This is a genomic window from Paenarthrobacter sp. R1 (assembly GCF_030264015.1).
In the GTDB taxonomy this organism is placed as follows: Bacteria; Actinomycetota; Actinomycetes; order Actinomycetales; family Micrococcaceae; genus Arthrobacter; species Arthrobacter ureafaciens.
This window is the reverse complement of sequence record NZ_CP127115.1, coordinates 1693977-1710786: the sequence shown is the minus strand read 5'-3', so window position 1 is coordinate 1710786 and position 16810 is coordinate 1693977. Positions and strand designations below refer to the sequence as shown.

At 64.0% G+C, this 16810-nt stretch carries 14 protein-coding genes; 3 read left to right on the top strand and 11 right to left on the bottom strand.

What is annotated here, in order from left to right:
• Positions 1-2 precede the first annotated feature (2 nt).
• Both rhaI and QN084_RS08295 read right to left on the bottom strand, forming a co-directional pair.
• A complete protein-coding gene (gene rhaI, locus QN084_RS08300; protein WP_069694887.1) occupies positions 3-1169 on the bottom strand; it encodes an L-rhamnose isomerase in 1167 nt (388 codons plus the stop codon).
• On the bottom strand, positions 1166-1528 hold the full coding sequence (locus tag QN084_RS08295; RefSeq protein ID WP_062098277.1) for an L-rhamnose mutarotase: 363 nt from the start codon (positions 1526-1528) through the stop codon (positions 1166-1168). The genes rhaI and QN084_RS08295 overlap by 4 nt, the downstream gene beginning before the upstream one ends.
• Before the next feature lie 127 nt (positions 1529-1655).
• On the opposite strand from QN084_RS08295, the gene QN084_RS08290 reads away from it, so the two are divergent.
• Positions 1656-2672, top strand: coding sequence for a LacI family DNA-binding transcriptional regulator (locus QN084_RS08290; protein WP_062098275.1), 1017 nt, complete (start codon positions 1656-1658; stop codon positions 2670-2672).
• A gap of 58 nt (positions 2673-2730) precedes the next feature.
• Here QN084_RS08290 and QN084_RS08285 read toward each other — a convergent pair whose 3' ends face one another.
• The 8 genes from QN084_RS08285 to xylA all read right to left on the bottom strand — a co-directional run bounded on the left by QN084_RS08285 (position 2731) and on the right by xylA (position 13095).
• Positions 2731-3624: an aldose 1-epimerase family protein gene (locus QN084_RS08285; protein ID WP_069694886.1), complete on the bottom strand. Its 894-nt coding sequence runs from the start codon at positions 3622-3624 to the stop codon at positions 2731-2733.
• A complete protein-coding gene (gene araA / locus QN084_RS08280; protein ID WP_069694885.1) occupies positions 3621-5150 on the bottom strand; it encodes an L-arabinose isomerase in 1530 nt (509 codons plus the stop codon). Before araA ends, QN084_RS08285 begins: the two co-directional genes overlap by 4 nt.
• Positions 5151-5181: 31 nt before the next feature.
• Complete coding sequence (locus QN084_RS08275; RefSeq protein WP_021474154.1) at positions 5182-5889, bottom strand: L-ribulose-5-phosphate 4-epimerase; 708 nt, start codon at positions 5887-5889, stop codon at positions 5182-5184.
• Positions 5886-7652 carry a ribulokinase gene (araB, locus tag QN084_RS08270; RefSeq protein ID WP_021474153.1) on the bottom strand — a complete coding sequence of 589 codons (1767 nt, stop codon included), beginning with the start codon at positions 7650-7652 and terminating at the stop codon, positions 5886-5888. Before araB ends, QN084_RS08275 begins: the two co-directional genes overlap by 4 nt.
• 261 nt (positions 7653-7913) lie before the next feature.
• Entirely contained in the window at positions 7914-9200 is a 1287-nt protein-coding gene (locus tag QN084_RS08265) for a DDE-type integrase/transposase/recombinase (RefSeq protein ID WP_062095146.1), read from the bottom strand.
• A gap of 137 nt (positions 9201-9337) precedes the next feature.
• A complete protein-coding gene (locus QN084_RS08260) occupies positions 9338-10321 on the bottom strand; it encodes a LacI family DNA-binding transcriptional regulator (protein ID WP_021474152.1) in 984 nt (327 codons plus the stop codon).
• 69 nt (positions 10322-10390) lie between these two features.
• Positions 10391-11815 carry a xylulokinase gene (gene xylB, locus QN084_RS08255; RefSeq protein WP_021474151.1) on the bottom strand — a complete coding sequence of 475 codons (1425 nt, stop codon included), beginning with the start codon at positions 11813-11815 and terminating at the stop codon, positions 10391-10393.
• 92 nt (positions 11816-11907) lie between these two features.
• The gene (gene xylA, locus QN084_RS08250) at positions 11908-13095 is read right to left on the bottom strand and encodes a xylose isomerase (RefSeq protein WP_069696371.1); all 1188 of its coding nucleotides are present in this window, start codon (positions 13093-13095) and stop codon (positions 11908-11910) included.
• A gap of 137 nt (positions 13096-13232) precedes the next feature.
• On the opposite strand from xylA, the gene QN084_RS08245 reads away from it, so the two are divergent.
• Positions 13233-14444 carry an ROK family transcriptional regulator gene (locus tag QN084_RS08245; RefSeq protein WP_069696372.1) on the top strand — a complete coding sequence of 404 codons (1212 nt, stop codon included), beginning with the start codon at positions 13233-13235 and terminating at the stop codon, positions 14442-14444.
• Between the two features lie 5 nt (positions 14445-14449).
• Here QN084_RS08245 and QN084_RS08240 read toward each other — a convergent pair whose 3' ends face one another.
• A complete protein-coding gene (locus tag QN084_RS08240) occupies positions 14450-15451 on the bottom strand; it encodes an IS481 family transposase (RefSeq protein WP_069696677.1) in 1002 nt (333 codons plus the stop codon).
• A 246-nt stretch (positions 15452-15697) separates the two neighbouring features.
• Between QN084_RS08240 and QN084_RS08235 the strand changes: the two genes are divergently transcribed.
• Positions 15698-16780 (top strand): YihY/virulence factor BrkB family protein, encoded by a 1083-nt coding sequence (locus QN084_RS08235; protein ID WP_021474148.1) that lies wholly within the window; start codon positions 15698-15700, stop codon positions 16778-16780.
• Positions 16781-16810 lie beyond the last annotated feature (30 nt).

Genomic DNA, 16810 nt, shown 5'->3' with positions numbered 1-16810 from the left:
ACTTATGCGCCCCATCCGGCTTGCTGGCCGCCTGCGCGGTCCTCGTTGATCTTCTTCTGGTAGCCGCTGGCCTTGTAGGCAGCGATCGGGTCGGCGGGCAGGCCGCGGGATTCACGCCACTCGGCAAGGGCCTGACGGACATCGGTGTAGAAGGCATCGTTGAAGATGCTGTTGGCTGCCAGGACATCCCCGGCACGCTGCGCCTCGTTCAGCGCTGCGGTGTCCACCAGCAGGGCGCGGGCAGTCATTTCCTGCACGTTGAGCACCGAGCGGATCTGGCCCGGGATCTTCTCTTCCAGGTTGTGGCACTGGTCCAGCATCAACGCGACACCGGAATCCTTCCCGAAGCCGCCGCCACGGATGACCTCGTGCATGATGCGGAAGAGCTGGAACGGATCAGCCGCGCCCACAATGAGATCGTCATCGGCGTAGAAGCGGGAGTTGAAGTCGAACGAGCCCAGCTTGCCCAGGCGCAGGAGCTGCATCACGATGAACTCGATGTTGGTCCCCGGGGCGTGGTGGCCGGTGTCCAGGCACACGAACGCCTTCTCACCCAGGGCCAGGGTCTGCGCGTACGAGGTACCCCAGTCCGGAACATCGGTGTGGTAGAAAGCCGGTTCGAAGAACTTGTACTCCAACACCAGGCGCTGCTCATCACCCAGGGCGGCGTAGATTTCCTGAAGCGAGTCGGCCAAGCGGTCCTGACGGCCCCGCATGTCGTCCTGGCCAGGGTAGTTGGTGCCATCGGCCAGCCAGATCTTCAGATCCTTTGACCCGGTGGCGTGCATGATCTGGATGCACTCCAAGTGGTGCTCGATGGCCCTGCGGCGTACGGCCTCGTTGGACGAGGTCAGGGAGCCGAACTTGTACTCGTCATCCTGGAACGTGTTGGAGTTGATGGTGCCCAGGCCAATCCCCAGGTCCTCTGCATACGAACGCAAAGCGGAGTAATCGTCCACCTTGTCCCACGGGATGTACAGCGCAACAGTGGGCGCCAGGCCCGTAAGCTCGTGAACCTTGGCGGCGTCGGCGATCTTTTCCTGCACGGTGCGCGGGGTCCCCGGGGTGCCGAAGACCTTGAACCGGGTCCCCGAATTTCCGTAGGCCCAGGACGGCACTTCGATGGCCAGTTCTCCCAAGCGGCCCAGGGCCGATTCCGTGGTGTTCATGCTTCTTCCTTCTGGTGGGTGCTGTGACTGGCCGCAGCCAGTTGGTCTTCAAGGTTGAAAACTTCGTCGAGGATTTCGAATCCCTCATCCGGCGGTACGTCGCTGTTCGCGAAGAGGGTTGCCATGTCGGCTTGCCAACGGGCGTTGACCTCGGTGAGGGCCATGCGGGCCTGAGCGTCCGCGTAGTCCTCGCATTCCAGGTAGCCGATGAGCTGCCCGTCCGGAGCAAGGAACAGTGAGTAGTTGTTCCATCCGGCGTCCTTCAATGCGCGAAGCATCTCCGGCCAGACAGCTGCGTGCCGGCGCCTGTACTCATCCATCAGTTCGGGCTGAACTGAGGAGCGGAAACATACCCTCATCTGCGGTTCTCCGGGGTTACTCGGTTTTGAATCGTTTCATTTGTTACGATTCAAATTACCCTCGCAAGGAAGGGGGTGTCAAGGGCGTTCATATAGCCGGACAAGACGACGGGGGAGACCGGAAAGCATGTCCCAAACAGCCAGCATCAAAGATGTTGCCATCCACGCCAAGGTTGCCGTGGGCACCGTGTCCAACGTGCTGAATTACCCGGACCGGGTCTCGCAGCGGACCAAGGAGCGCGTTCTCAAATCCATTGCCGAGCTCGGATTCGTGCGCAATGACGCTGCACGCCAGTTGCGCGCCGGCCAGAGCCGAACCATCGGCTTGGTGGTCCTCGATGTCGGCAACCCCTTCTTCTCTTCAGTGGCCCGGGCCGCCGAAGATGCGGCCACCGCGCTCGGAAGCGTGGTCCTGGTGGGGGACAGTGGCCAAGACGCTGCCCGCGAAGCCCACTACATGGACCTCTTCCAGGAACAGCGCGTCCAAGGACTCCTGATCTCACCCGTAGGGGACGTCACGGCCCGGATCGATACCTTGCGGGAACGTGGCGTGCCCACGGTGCTGGTGGATCAACTCGCCGACAGCGATCGCTGCAGCTCAGTCTCCGTCGATGATGAGGAAGGCGGTTACCTGGCCGCCCGGCACCTGCTGGACATCGGCCGCCGTCGTCTGGCTTTTGTTGGTACCCCGTCCATCCGCCAGGTGGCCCACCGACTCAAGGGCGCGCAGCGTGCGGTCGCCAAAGAATCCGATGCGTCCATGGAGGTACTGGATTCTGCCGGCCAGACCGTCCTTGCCGGGCGCCAGGTGGGCAACAGCCTGGTGGAGCGCTCGCCGGAGGAACGTCCTGAAGCCGTCTTCTGCTCCAACGACCTCCTTGCCCTTGGCGTCATGCAGTCACTGACCATGCTGCGAACGGTGAGAATCCCCGAAGACATCGCCTTGATCGGTTACGACGACATCGACTTCGCCGTCTCCGCCGTCGTGCCCTTGTCCTCCATCCGGCAGCCCACCGAGGCGCTGGGCCGGACCGCCGTCGAGCTTCTCGCCGAAGAGCAGGAGAGCGGCGGAGCCAAGCACCGCGCCGTCGTCTTCACGCCCGAACTCGTGGTGCGCCAAAGTACCGCCGGCTCCCCCAAGTAGGTAGCATTTGTGCGCGTTCTGAACGTTCAAAACGCGCACAAATGCGACCCAGTTGGGTTTACAGGGAGTAGATGCTCCAGGACGCGGAGTGGGTTGCGCCCGGTTCCAGACGGATCAGGTCCGTGCCGCTGTTGAAGGCATCCGGCGGGCACGTCATGGGCTCCACTGCCAGTCCGATCCGGTTGGGCGGAGCCGGCTTGTCCGCCGTGTGAATCTGCAGCCACGGGCAGCGTTCGTCCCACGCCATTCCGACGCCGGCGCCCGCCGGGTCCCGTAGCGACAGGCGCGCCGACCCGCCGTCGAACGCTATGTCCGTGAACGCGTGGTCGATCTCGGTGGTGCCGATTGCACGTGGGGAGCGGAAGTCGAACTCATGACCTTCCACAGACGCCAGTTCAATGGGGAGGAGCCGGTCCGGCGTCACCTCAAGGAACGTGGCTGCGGGGACTTCGAGGATCCATTCGTTCAGTGGCGATCTGCCGGCCACCAGGTACGGATGCGGACACACGCCGAAGGGAGCTGCGGACTCCCCGATGTTCGCGGCGCGGACCGTGCTGTGCAGCCCGTTTTCATCCAGGGCGTACTGCGCCGTGAGTTCCAGCACGAAGGGGTAGCCCTCGCTTGGTCCCACCACACACGTCAGCGTGACCGAACCGGCGTCGTGCTCCTTCGCAGTCCAGTCGAGCGGAAAGGCGAGGCCATGCAAAGAAGCGCCACGCTCGGGTTCATTGACGGGGAGCTGGTGGGTGACGCCGTCGAAGGTGTACTGGCCGTCTTCGATCCTGTTGGGCCACGGCGCGGCGATGATGCCCCGGTAATCGGGGATGGGCCCCCCTTCCGGGAACTGAACCACCAAGTCCCGGCCGTGGAACTGCAGCACCCGCAAGGCCGCAGCGTGTTCCGTCACTACGGCCTTGTAACCGCCGGCTTCAAGGGTGAATTCCGTGCTCACAGGCCGCCTGCCAGTTTGTAGTAGGCCGCGTTCCAAGCGAGTTCCTTCTTGAACTGTTTGATGGTGGTGCTTTCGTCGATGGTGAGGAGTTCGGTTTGGGCGATTTCGGCGAAGTCCTCGAACACGTCCATACCTACCTGCGTGGACAATACCGTGTGGTGCGCCGCTCCGGCGGTGAGCCACGCGGCGGCCGAGGTGGCGAAGTCCGGCTTGGGTTCCCAGAGCGCGCGGGCCACCGGCAGGTGGGGCAGCGGCTGGTCAAGGTCGACGACGTTCACAGCGTTCGCGACCAGGCGGAACCTGTCGCGCATGTCGGACAGCGCAACGACGACGCCGGACGAGGCATCGGTGTCGAACACCATCCGGACGGGGTCCTCCTTGCCGCCAATACCAAGCGGGTGGATCTCCACACGCGGCTTTTTCGCGGTCAGGGACGGGCAGACTTCAAGCATGTGGGCGCCGAGGATCTTTTCGCTGCCCGGTTCCAGGTGGTAGGTGTAGTCCTCCATCAGCGAGGCACCGCCGGGAAGCCCGGATCCCATGACCTTTGCGGCGCGGACCAGGATGGCGGTCTTCCAGTCGCCCTCGGCCCCGAACCCGTAGCCGTCGGCCATGAGCCGTTGCACTGCCATGCCGGGGAGTTGGCGGAGTTCGCCCAGATCCTCGAACGAGGTGGTGAACGCGGCCGAGCCGTTGGCCTCAAGGAAGCTCCGGAGGCCCAGCTCGATCCGGGCGCTGTAGCGGAGGGACTCGTGGCGGGCGCCACCGGCTTTCAGCTCGTCAGCCACCTCGTAAAGGTGCTCGTACTCGGCAACCAGGGCGTCGACGTCGGACTCTTCCGCGGTGTGGACAGCGTCGGCGAGTTCGTTGACAGACCAGGTGTTGACCGAGACACCGAAGCGGAGTTCGGCCTCGGTCTTGTCTCCCTCGGTAACGGCGACGTTGCGCATGTTGTCGCCGAACCTCGTCAGCTTCAGGTTCCGGACCGCCGCCCAACCGGCGGAGGCGCGCTGCCACGCGGCCACCTGGCGCGCGACCTCCGGGTTGGAGACATGCCCGACGACGGTCTTCCGCGGCACGCCGAGGCGGGACTGGATGTACCCGAATTCGCGGTCCCCGTGGGCTGCCTGGTTGAGGTTCATGAAGTCGAAATCGATGTCCGCCCACGGCAGGTCCCGATTGGCCTGGGTGTGCAGGTGCAGGAGCGGTTTGCGGAGGGCGTCCAGGCCTTGGATCCACATTTTGGCCGGGCTGAACGTGTGCATCCACGCGGTCACGCCGATCACGGAATCGTCCGAGTTGGCTTCAAGGGCTATGCGGCGGATGGCGTCCGAATCGGTGAGGACGGGCTTCCACACGAGCTTGACCGGTACGTTGCTGTTGGCGTTGAGGGCCTCGGCAATCTCCTGGGACTGGGCTGCAACCTGCTTGAGGACGTCCTCGCCGTAGAGGTGCTGACTGCCGGTCAGGAACCAGACTTCGAACTGGTCGAGGGATGTGCTGTTGGCCGATGTGTTGTGGGGCATGAGTTCTCCTGAAGTTTGGGGTGGGCCTGGTTCAGCGGCCGTAGACGTTCTGGTAGCGGTCGAACAGGGAGGCGATCTTGGCTTCATCAATCGGCAGCGGCTCGCCAAGTTGGCGCGAAACGTGGACGGTCTTGGCCACTTCTTCGCACATCACGGCTGCCTTCACCGCCGCACGGGCGTCCTTGCCGATAGTGAAGGGCCCGTGGTTCTGCATGAGCACTGCAGGGGAGTTTGAGTGCTTGAGCGTTTCCACGATCCCGTGTCCGATCGAGTCGTCACCGATCAGCGCAAACGGCCCCACGGGGATCGGGCCGCCGAATTCGTCCCCCATCATGGTCAGCACGCAGGGGATGTCCTCTCCGCGGGCAGCCCACGCCGTGGCGTAGGTGGAATGCGTGTGGACCACCCCGCCCACCTCGGGCATGTTCCGGTACACGTAAGCATGTGCAGCGGTATCGGAGGACGGCGACAGGGCCGGATTGTGCCAAGAGATGGTTTGGCCGGTGCCGGTGGTGATGCTGTCGACCGGCACGCCATGGAGGTCGGTGACCACCATTTGTTCAGGGGTTAGGTCGTCATAGGAAACGCCGGACGGTTTAATGACCATGAGCTCGTGGCCGGGGATCCTGCCCGAGACGTTGCCGGCCGTCCACACCACCAGTTGGTAGCGGGTCAGTTCGGCGTGCAGCCTGCAGACTTCTTGCCGGACTGCGGCGATGGTGTCCTGGAGGGAGCTCATGCGGTGGCACCTTCCAGTGCTTGGCTTGCTTGGGACGCGGCGTTCGACGGCGGTGCGTCGCCGGCCATCGCTGATGCGCTTCCCTTGGACGCCGCTTTCCGCTGGATGGCCTTGAGCCGATGCATCACGTCGTTGGTGCCGCGACCGAAGTAGTCGTGGAGGGTCCGGTACTCGTTGAACAGTGCCTGGTAGGCCGCGACGTTTTCAGGGATGGGCGTGTACACGGCACCCGGGGCTGCAGCCATGGCCGCGGCGGCTTCGCGGATGTCCTTGTACTTGCCCGCAGCCACTGCAGCGTGGATGGCCGAGCCCAGCGCCGGGCCTTGTTCCGAACCGATCGTGGAGAGCTGCAGACCCGTGACGTCGGCGTAGATCTGCATGAGGAGCTTGTTCTTGAGGAGCCCGCCTGCCACGATGAACTCCTTTACCGGAACGCCGGAGTCGCGGAAGGCGTCCACGATCGTCCGGGTGCCGAATGCCGTGGCCTCGAGCAGCGCCCGGTAGGTGTCCTCCGGTTTGGTGGCCAACGTTTGGCCCACAACAACGCCGGAAAGTTCGTGATCCACCAGCACCGAGCGGTTACCGGAGTGCCAGTCCAACGCAATCAGGCCGTGCTGGCCGATTTCCTGCTTTTCTGCGAGTTCGGTCAAGTACTCGTGGACGCTGACGCCTTGAGCCGAGGCAGCTTGGTGGTATTCCGGTGGAACGCCGTTCTTGGTGAACCAGCCGAAGATGTCCCCCACACCGGACTGCCCGGCTTCGTAACCCCACAGCCCGTCCACGATTCCGCCGTCGACCACTCCGCACATGCCGGGGACCTCACGCAAGGTGTCCCCGTTCATAACGTGGCACGTCGATGTGCCCATGATGGCCACCAACTGGCCAGGTTCGACCGCGTTCGCCGCAGGGGCGCAGACATGGGCATCCACATTGCCAACAGCCACGGCGATCCCGGCCGGCAATCCGGTCCAGGCTGCAGCTTCCTCCGTCAAGGTTCCCGCCGCTTCGCCGAGGCGCCCGATGCGGTGGGCGAGCTTGTCGTCAACGAAGTCCCCGAACTGCGGGTTGAGTGCCGTGAGGAAGTCTTTGGACGGGTATTGCCCGTCCTGGAGAATGCCCTTGTACCCGGCTGTGCAGGCGTTCCGAACGTACGTGCCGCACAGCTGCCAGACGATCCAATCCGCCGCTTCCACCCACTGGTCCATCGCAGCGTAGATCTCGGGGTCTTCCTCAAGCAGCTGAAGGCCCTTGGCGAATTCCCATTCGGAGGAGATCAACCCGCCGTAGCGGGGCAGCCACGCTTCCGTCCGCTCTTCCGCAAGCTGGTTAATGCGGTCCGCCTGGGGCTGCGCGGCATGGTGACGCCAGAGCTTGACGTAGGCATGCGGCCGGTCAGCGAAGCGGTCCAGTTCGTTCAGCGGAGTGCCGTCCGCCGTCGTCGGGACCATGGTGCAGGCCGTGAAGTCAGTGGCGATGCCCACGACGTTCTCTGGATCGATGCCCGCGTCGGCGACGGCGGCGGGGACTGCGTTGCGCAGGACGTCGCGGTAGTCGTTGGGAACCTGGAGGGCCCAATCGGCGGGGAGGCGCTCGCCGGTAGCGGGGAGTACCTCGGACACCACGGCATGCGGATACTCGAACACGCCACTGCCGAGTTCCAGCCCGTCCGAGACGCGGACTACTACCGCGCGTCCGGACAGCGTCCCGAAATCGACGCCGATGACGTACTGCTGATCCAAGGGTGAGTTTTCTACGGGGTTCATGGGATTCTCCATCCGGCTGGCCAAGGCCTCGTTGCCGGGGGTCGGGTGAAGTGGGGAGGGGTGAAGGGGCGGACAAAGGGTCTGCTGCAATTGTTAGCGCTAACAACAAGCAAGTCAAGCCCCCCACTCACCGCCGCCCCCAACTGAGTCGCAGCAGTGCGCGTTTTCACGGCTTGTCATGTCTCATGACCTTGTAGACACTTCATGTCTCATGACCTTGTAGACACTTCATGTCTCATGACTTCGTGGACGGTTGTTGTCTCACGACTGTGTGGACACTTCGTCTTGGGACTTTGTTTGTCGGCCTCTGCGGGGCGGGTACTTTGTTCGTTTCTTGCGGGTGCCTTGTGGGTCTGCGACGACTCCTGAGGGTTTTCCGTTGCCGACGTAGGTGGTTCCGTGCGGAGGTCTGGGGTGAGTGATGATCTCGGTGCCTTGTGCTCCGAAGAACATGATGGTGGTGTCGTCGTAGATGATGTGCACGGTGGTGCCGGTGTGTTCTTTGCCCATTTTGAAGTGGGTTCCTAGGATCGTCACGGACCCGTTCCGGTTCACTGTTCGGTGCGCGCTTTGCCTGTCCGTTGCGGGCGTGACTTGCTCAGGAACGGTTGGCGGGGGCGTTTTCGGGGTGGCGTTCCAGGCCTCATAGGGCGTCGTTCCCGCGGGTAGGCCTTGATGTTCGCGTTCGTTGTTGTAGTAGAGATCGAAAGCGTCGACCTGCAGTTGCAGGGCAGCCATTGAAGGGGCCGGGAGTTGCCTGTGCAGGTATCGGTGCAGGGTTTGGTGGAAGCGTTCGTTCTTGCCTTGGGTGGTGGGTTTGTAGGGTTTGCCCGTTATCGGTTCGATGCCTTTGGCTTTGAGGAACTCCACGAGGGCCCCGGTGCGGCCGCGGCGGGTGGGATTCAGTGCCGAGCCGTTGTCGGAAAGGAACTTCTGCGGTGCTCCGTGGCGTTCGATGGCCTGGGTAACGACGGCGATTGCGGCGGCGCTGGTTTCGCCGGGTGCGACCAGGGAAGCCAGCGCCAAACGCGAATGATCATCGATGAGTTGGAAGATGGCTACCTTCTTGCCGCTGGCGAGCTGCCATTCGGTCGAGTCGATTTGCCAGCACGCGTTGGGTTGCGGATAGACGAACCTTTTGTAGGCGCTTCGAGGCTTCTTCCGCGGTTCGGGCATCACGACACCGGCCCGGGAAAAGATCCTGGCCACGGTGGCACGCGAGGGCGGTGTGAAGCCTTGTCGTGAGAGCTTCGCGATGACAGAAAGCGGACCGTGGTCCTGCCCGCTCTCCTGCAGTTCCGCCCGGGTACCGAGCAGCAACTCGATCATCGCCTGTGGGGTCAGGGCCGGCATGGTTCTTGGAATCGTGGGCTTTTTCTCCAATGCCTTCACCGGCCCCACCTCGGCAGCCGCCGCCCGGACCCGGTAGAACCAGGCCCGGGAGACATTGTGCTTCCTGCAGAACGCAGTAACCGCGCCTCTGGGCGAATCCTCGGACCACGTTGCCACAGCATGCCGGATCTTGATGTCCGGTTGGGGTTTGCTCATGCATAGCAGCAAACCCGCAAGCTAAGTGTCCACGATGTCCTGAGACAGAGTGTCTACGAAGTCATGAGACAGAACTGTCTATTAAGTCATGAGACTCCACACGCGTTTTCACGGCTCAAAACGCGCAGTGCTGCGACTCAGTTGGGAGGGGCGGAGGTGGTCTTGCGCGCCACCAGACGGGGCGCCACGGCTGCGGCAGTGACGCCCGGGCCGTCCTCCACCAGGTGGAGCATGAGATCGATGCAACGCTGCCCGAGTTCCTCGAAGTCCTGGGCGACGGTTGTGAGCGGCGGGATGAAATACGCGGCTTCAGGTTGGTCGTCAAAGCCCACCACGCTGATGTCCTCCGGGACCCGCACCCCGGCTTCGTGGAAAGCACGCAAGACGCCCAGGGCCATTTGGTCATTGGCTACGAACAACGCCGTCACAGTGCGGTCGGCGGCGATCCTGAGGCCTTCGCGATAGCCGCATTCGGCACTCCAGTCGCCTTCGATCAACTCCGCCGGCTCCAGCCCGGCCCCCTGCAGGGCCTCCTGCCACCCTTCGATGCGGGCGGCTGCGTCAATCCAGTCAGTGGGGCCGGAGAGGTGCCCTATCCTGCGGTGCCCGAGTTCAATGAGGTGCTGGACCGCGAGCCGGGCCCCCTCACGCTGATCGACGGCGGCGCCGCTCAACTCTTCGTCCCCCACGGCACCTACGGCTACCAAGGGCACTTGGCTTGTGACTTGGTGCAACACCTCGAACGTCCCCGGGTGCGGGACGATCACCACGATGCCGTCCACGCCCTGGTCCATGAAGTGCGCCACTGCGTCCTTGATGGTTTCCGGTGTCACGTCCCGCAGCCCGGCGACGCTGACGAAGTACCCGGCGTCCCGCGCCGCCTGCTGTACTCCAAGCAGGGTACGCGACGGACCGTATTGGCCCATTTCGCTCCCGAGCACACCAATGGTCTGGGACCGGCGTGTCACCAAGCTGCGGGCAGCGGTGTTCCGCCGGTACCCGAGCTCGGTGATCGCCTGCTCGACGCGCTCTTTGGTTTTTGCGCTGACGTTCGGATGGTTGTTCAGGACCCGGGAAACTGTCTGGTGGGAGACGCCGGCCACGCGGGCGACGTCTTCCATGACCGGAGGCCGACTGGGGGCGGATTGTTCGGGGCTCACCCTGTCACGATAGAGCACCGGCAACGCCGATCAGTGGTTGGCTGCCTTCGCGGCGTAATGACGGTACCTGGCCAGGAACTCCGGGTCCGGGGAACCGGCGGCAACGTTGGTTCCCTCCATCTCCCAGTCCGGAAGCGATCCGGTGAGGACTCCGGCGGCCTGACGTGCTGCGCCGTCGGCGACGTACTCTCCCGGTTCCGGCACGGACACGGGCAGCCCGAACGCCGCGGCGGCCACCTGCTGCACGGCCTCGGATTGCGCGCCTCCGCCCACCAGGATGATCCGCCGGGCGGCCACGCCTTGCGCCTGAAGCGCCGCAAGGCCGTCGGCCAGCGAACACAGGACACCCTCGACGGCGGCGCGCGCCAGGTTCGCGGGCGTGTAATTGGACACCGTGAGCCCATGAAGGGAGCCGGTGGCATTGGGAAGGTTCGGAGTGCGTTCACCCTGGAAATAAGGAATGAGCGTCAGGCCGCCGGCACCCTCCGGAGCGGACAACGCCAGCCGGCCCAGTTCGGCAAGGTCAACCCCGAGCAACGATGCGGTGGCATCGAAGATCCTGGTGGCGTTGAGGGTACAGGCGAGGGGGAGGTAGTTGCCTGTGGCGTCGGCGAACCCCGCCACCAGGCCTCTGGCGTCCTTGGCCGGAACATCGGATACGGCAAAGACTGTCCCGGAGGTGCCGATCGACACCACGACATCTCCGACGGCGGCGCTGACGCCGAGTCCCGCTGCGGCGTTGTCCCCGGCGCCGGGTCCGATCAGGGCGCCGGCGGGAGTTTTGCCGCCCGCTTCCAGTGGTCCAAGGACTACGGGCAGCAGGGGCACATGACCCAGCGTGTTCTCAAGGACCTGCGGCAGGAATTCATTGCGTTCGGTGGAGAAGTAGCCTGTCCCGGAAGCATCGGAGCGGTCTGTGCGGAGCAGGCGCAGCGGCTCGGGGCCCGATCCCGGACCGTGGCCGGCAAGCCGCCACGACAACCAGTCATGCGGCAGGCAAACCGCAGCGGTGCGTCGGGCGTTTTCCGGCTCGTTGCGTGCAAGCCAGCGCAGCTTGGTGGCTGTCAGGGATGCTACCGGGACAGTGCCGGTGAGCGCGGCCCACTGCGCTGCGCCGCCAGCCGGATCTCCTTCGCCTGCCTCCATAACCATGGCTTCGGCGTCGGGAGCGGAGCGCGTGTCATTCCACAGAAGCGCCGGCCGCACCACCTCGCCGGACTCGTCGAGGCACACCATGCCGTGTTGCTGGCCGCCTACGGAAACGGCATCGACGTCGTCCAATCCGCCCGCTTGGGCGATGGCTTCCTGCAGCGCGTTCCACCAATGGTCGGGGTGGACTTCGGTGCCTTCCGGGTGGGCTGCGCGGCCCTGGCGCACCAGGGCGCCGGTTGCTGCGTCCCTGATGACTACCTTGCAGGACTGGGTGGAACTGTCGATCCCGGCGACGAGGGGCATAACTCTCTTATCTTTCGTGTAAACGGATCGGGTGCGGTGGCCGGCCCGGGGTCAAAGCCGGACCGGCCACCGCAACTTCACGATGGAATGAATCAGCGGGCGCCGAGGAGGTGCTCGATGGCCAGCTGGTTCAGCCTGATGAAGGCGAAGGAGCGCTCCGCGGCCTTGTTGGCGTCGAACGACTCGAAGGCTGATGCGTCAGCCAGGAGGTCCGCGGTGGTCTCGCCGGCGGCCAGGGTGGATTCGCCGAGTTCGAACACGCCGGAGGTTGCGAGTGCTTCCTGGACTTCGGGGTCCGCGCGGAAGGCAACGGCACGTTCCTTGAGGAGCAGGTACATGGCCATGTTGGACTTGGCCGACTCCCAGACGCCGTCGTAACCGTCGGTGCGTGAGGGCTTGTAGTCGAAGTGGCGCGGACCGTCGTACTTGGGTCCGCCGTTCGGGAAGCCGTTCTCCAGGAGGTCGACGGTGAAGAAGGCGCTGGTGAGGTCGCCGTGGCCGAACACCAGGTCCTGGTCGTACTTGATGCCGCGCTGGCCGTTGAGATCAATGTGGAAGAGCTTGCCGGCCCACAGTGCCTGGGCGATTCCGTGGGTGAAGTTCAGGCCTGCCATTTGCTCGTGGCCGGTCTCCGGGTTGAGGCCGACAATGTCGCCGTGTTCCAGCTGGGCAATAAATGCCAGGGCGTGGCCTACGGTCGGGAGGAAAATGTCGCCCCTGGGCTCGTTCGGCTTGGGCTCCAGTGCGATGCGCAGGCCATAGCCCTTCTCCTTGATGTAGCCCGCAGCGGTGTCGACGCCTTCCTTCATGCGGTCCAGTGCTGCGGAAAGGTCCTTTGAGCCGTCATACTCGCTGCCTTCGCGGCCGCCCCACATGACGAACGTTTCTGCGCCGAGCTCAGCGGCAAGATCGATGTTCCTCAGGACCTTGCTCAGGGCGTAGCGGCGGATGGATCGGTCGTTGGACGTGAAGCCGCCGTCCTTGAAGACCGGGTGGCTGAACAGGTTGGTGGTGACCATGGGCGCCTTGAGGCCCGTTTCTGCGAGGGCGCCCTTGAAGTTCTTGAGGATGAGGTCGCGTTCGGACGCGGTGGCGTCGAACGGGACCAGATCGTTGTCATGGAACGTAATGCCATAGGCGCCAAGCTCACTCAGCTTGTGGACGGCTTCCACCGGGTCCAGCGCCTCGCGGGTGGGAACACCGAAGGGATCATTGCCGGTCCAGCCAACAGTCCAGAGGCCAAAGGTGAAACGGTCCTGGGGTGTGGGTTGCGGGGACATTCTTGCTCCTTTGCAATGCGTGGACGGAGGCACCTGAGAAAAGCACTCCAATTAGTTTTCAATCTGAACTATATGGATGATGATGGATCATGGTCAATGGAATCCGACAAGAAACTTTCAAGCCGCGAGGAAGTCCCATGCCAGTGAATGAGAACGCCGCGCCCGGGCGGGTGGGTGACGTCCGCCGTCGTAATCTTTCACTGGTCCTGGACTCCATAGCCCGGACGGGAGACGCCAAGCCAAGCCGGGCGCAGCTGGCTGCGGCAACCGGCCTCACCAAGGCGGCCGTGTCCAGCCTGGTTGCGGAGTTGGTGGAATCCGGGCTCGTTTCCGAGGTGGGCCTCTACAGGGACGGCGAACGCGGCCGGCCAGGCCAGGGCCTGGAGCTCAGCCCCAGGCGGGGCGTGGTGGGCATGGAAATCAACGTGGATTACCTCGCGGTGGGGCTGGTGGACCTCGGGGGAAACCTCCGCTTCACCACCACTGTGGAGTCGCATAACCGTGGTCTTAAACCCGGCGAGGTCATGGCCAAGCTCGCAGAACTTGCCGGCGAGGCGAAGGGCGCCGCGGCTGCCGGGGACATAGCCATCCTGGGAGGCGGGCTTGCCGTTCCGGGCCTCGTGGATGAGGCCCGCAGTGTTGTCCTGTCCGCTCCCAACCTGCATTGGGAGCATGAGCAATTGAACGTGGACGCGCTGCTGGGTGATGTGCCGCTGGGTGTCCGCTTGTCCAATGAGGCCAACAGCGCTGCCTTGGGCGAGCTTTGGTACGGGGCAGGCCAGCCCGATTTCCTCTACGTCTCCGGCGAAGTAGGCGTAGGTGGCGGCGTCATCATCGGCTCCGAGCTCTACACGGGCCCCGGCGGTTCGGCCGGGGAGCTCGGCCATATTGTGGTGCACCCGGAGGGGTCCGGATGTTCCTGCGGCGGCGTGGGATGCCTGGAAACTTTCGCGGGCCAGGAGGCTGTGTTCGAGGCTGCCGGGATTGCCCCCGGTCCACTCTCCGGACGGACGGCAGCTTTGCTGGCCGCCTTGGCGGACAAGGAGCCGCGCGCCGTCAAAGCAGTGGACGACGCCGGAAAGTACTTGGGCGTCGCGCTCGCCTCATCAGCCCGGTTGATGGATATTGAAGCCGTGGTCCTGGGCGGTCACTTCGCCGAACTCGCCGAGTGGCTGCGTCCCGCGGTGTTGGCCAGCGTGGAGCGCCACGCCCCGGGCCTGGTGCGCCCCGAAGATCTCAAGGTGTCCGGACTCAAGCACGCCGGTACCTTGCTTGGCGCTGCCGGGCAGGTGATCCGCTCCGTCATCGCGTCGCCGCTGGGCCTGGTGGTGACGGACCGCACCGCCTAGGTGTACTAACCCGGTAGGTTGGTGACACGGCTGGCTGGGGAGGCGCCTTTGAGTGCCGTGTGTGGCCTGCTGCGATTGTAGTGCTCGATGAAGTCCTGGTAACAGGCTTGGCGTTCGGCTTCTGAGGTGTAGGGCCGGGCGTAGGCCCATTCCTCCAAGAGGATGCGGTTGAAGCGTTCTACTTTGCCGTTGGTCTGGGGCCGGTAGGGCCTGGTGCGTTTGTGTCGGATGCCTGCATCCGTCAGGGTCTGGGCAAAGAGGCGGGACCTGTAGCAGGAGCCATTGTCGGTCAGGACCCGTTGGATCTTCACGCCGTGCGCGGCGAACGCTGCGATCGCGTTACGCATGAAGGCCGCGGCGGTCTCTTTGGTCTCATCGGGAAGGATCTCGGAGTAGACGTACCGGGAGTGGTCATCGACGGCGTGATGGATGAACGTGTAACCGCGCAGCAGGCCGCGTCCTCGGGAAACGCCCTCGGCCGAGTTCCGGGTTCGTTTGTTCGCCTCACCGGCCGGTCTTCCCACGCTCCGGTGGCCTCCGCCCTCAGGGATCCGGCCGAGCTTCTTCACATCAACGTGGATCATCTCTCCAGGCCACGCGTACTCATAGCGGCGGGCGTGTTCGCGACGGATCCTGATCCCCGTGGAACGGTCCGTGAAGCGAAGCGGAGGGCAGTGATAGCGGTGCAGGATCCGGTGGACTGTGGAGATGTTCAGATGCAGGTGGTAGGCGATCCGTGCTGGCCCCCACCGCCTGGAGGTCCGAAGGCCCACGACCCGATGTTCTGTCCGCACGGAACTGCGGTGCGGACAGCTCAGGGGCCGGCTGGGACGATCCAGCATGCCCGCTTCCCCGCATTCGACGTAACGTCTCGCCCACCGGGCAGCGGTCGGGACAGAGACATTGAACCGCTCAGCGGCTAGACGCAATGGCAAGTGACCATCGACCACACACCGGGCCAGCTTCAACCGACCGGCAGGGGCAAGGATCGCGTTAGAGTGGGACACGAGGACCTCCTGGTATCTGTGTTTGCTCTCGACAAGCTCCACATAACACCCGGAGGTCCTCTTTACTTCGTCAATTCCAGCCCCGTGTCATCAACCTGCCGGGACAGTACACCTAGGGCGGACTGTGAAAGCCGGCCCGTGGGCGCCGGCCTGATTGGGGCAACGGACTTCCCTTGTGATAATCAGCATGCTTAGTATTGTTGGGTCAGTTGTTCGCGCAAGCTATCCCCCACGGACAGGTGCCTCATGAGTACTAACGAAACTGAAAAGACCAGCACCGCGAAGGCAGCTACTGCCCCTTCTCCCGAGGACTCCCGGAAGCCGGACAGTCCCAATGACCTTGTGAAGCCCACCTGGACGTACATTGCCAAGCGCACGCTGCGTGAGTTCACCAAGGACCAGTGCCCCGACGCGGCCGCGGGTTTGACCTACTACGCGGTCCTTTCCATGTTCCCGGCGCTGCTCGCCCTGGTTTCCCTGATCGGTATCTTTGGCGATGCCGGGAAGACGACCGGGGCGCTCCTGGACATCGTCCAGCAATTCGCGCCGGGGCCGGGCGTCGAGGCCATGCGCCAGCCCATCGAAGAGCTGACTAAGTCCAACACCGCAGGTTTGGCCCTGGTCTTCGGTATTTTGGTGGCCTTGTGGTCAGCTTCCGGCTACACCACGGCCTTTAGCCGGGCCATGAACCGAGTCTACGAGGTGGACGAAGGCCGCGGCTTCGTCAAGCTGCGCGGCACCATGCTCGCCGTGACCGTCGTGGCCGTGGTTGGCGCTGCCCTGGTGGCGGCCATGCTTGTCCTCAGCGGCCCGGTGGCTGAAGCAGTGGGCGGGGCCATCGGTATGTCGGAGACGTTCCTGACCATTTGGAACATTGCCAAGTGGCCGGTCCTGATCCTGATCGTCGTCGCCATCATCGCGGTGCTCTACTACTTCACTCCCAACGTGAAGCAGCCCAAGTTCCGCTGGATGAGCATGGGCTCCCTGATCGCCCTGGTGATCTTTGCCCTGGCCTCGCTCGGCTTTGGGTTCTACGTTGCCAACTTCAGCAACTACAACAAGACCTATGGCGCCCTTGCGGGTGTGATCATCATGCTGCTGTGGCTCTGGATCCTGAACATGTCCCTCCTGTTTGGTGCAGAGTTCGACGCCGAGATGGAGCGGGGCCGTCAGTTGCAGGGCGGCATCGAAGCTGAAGAGACCATTCAACTGCCTCCGCGCGACACCAAGAAGAGCGACAAGATGCAGGAAAAGGAAGACGAGTTGGTCCGCAGCGGTGAGGAAATCCGTGAAGTCCACGGCAAGGGAGAAAGCGGGCGGAGCTCCTAGGACCCTGGACCTGCCGGGGGCACAAACAAA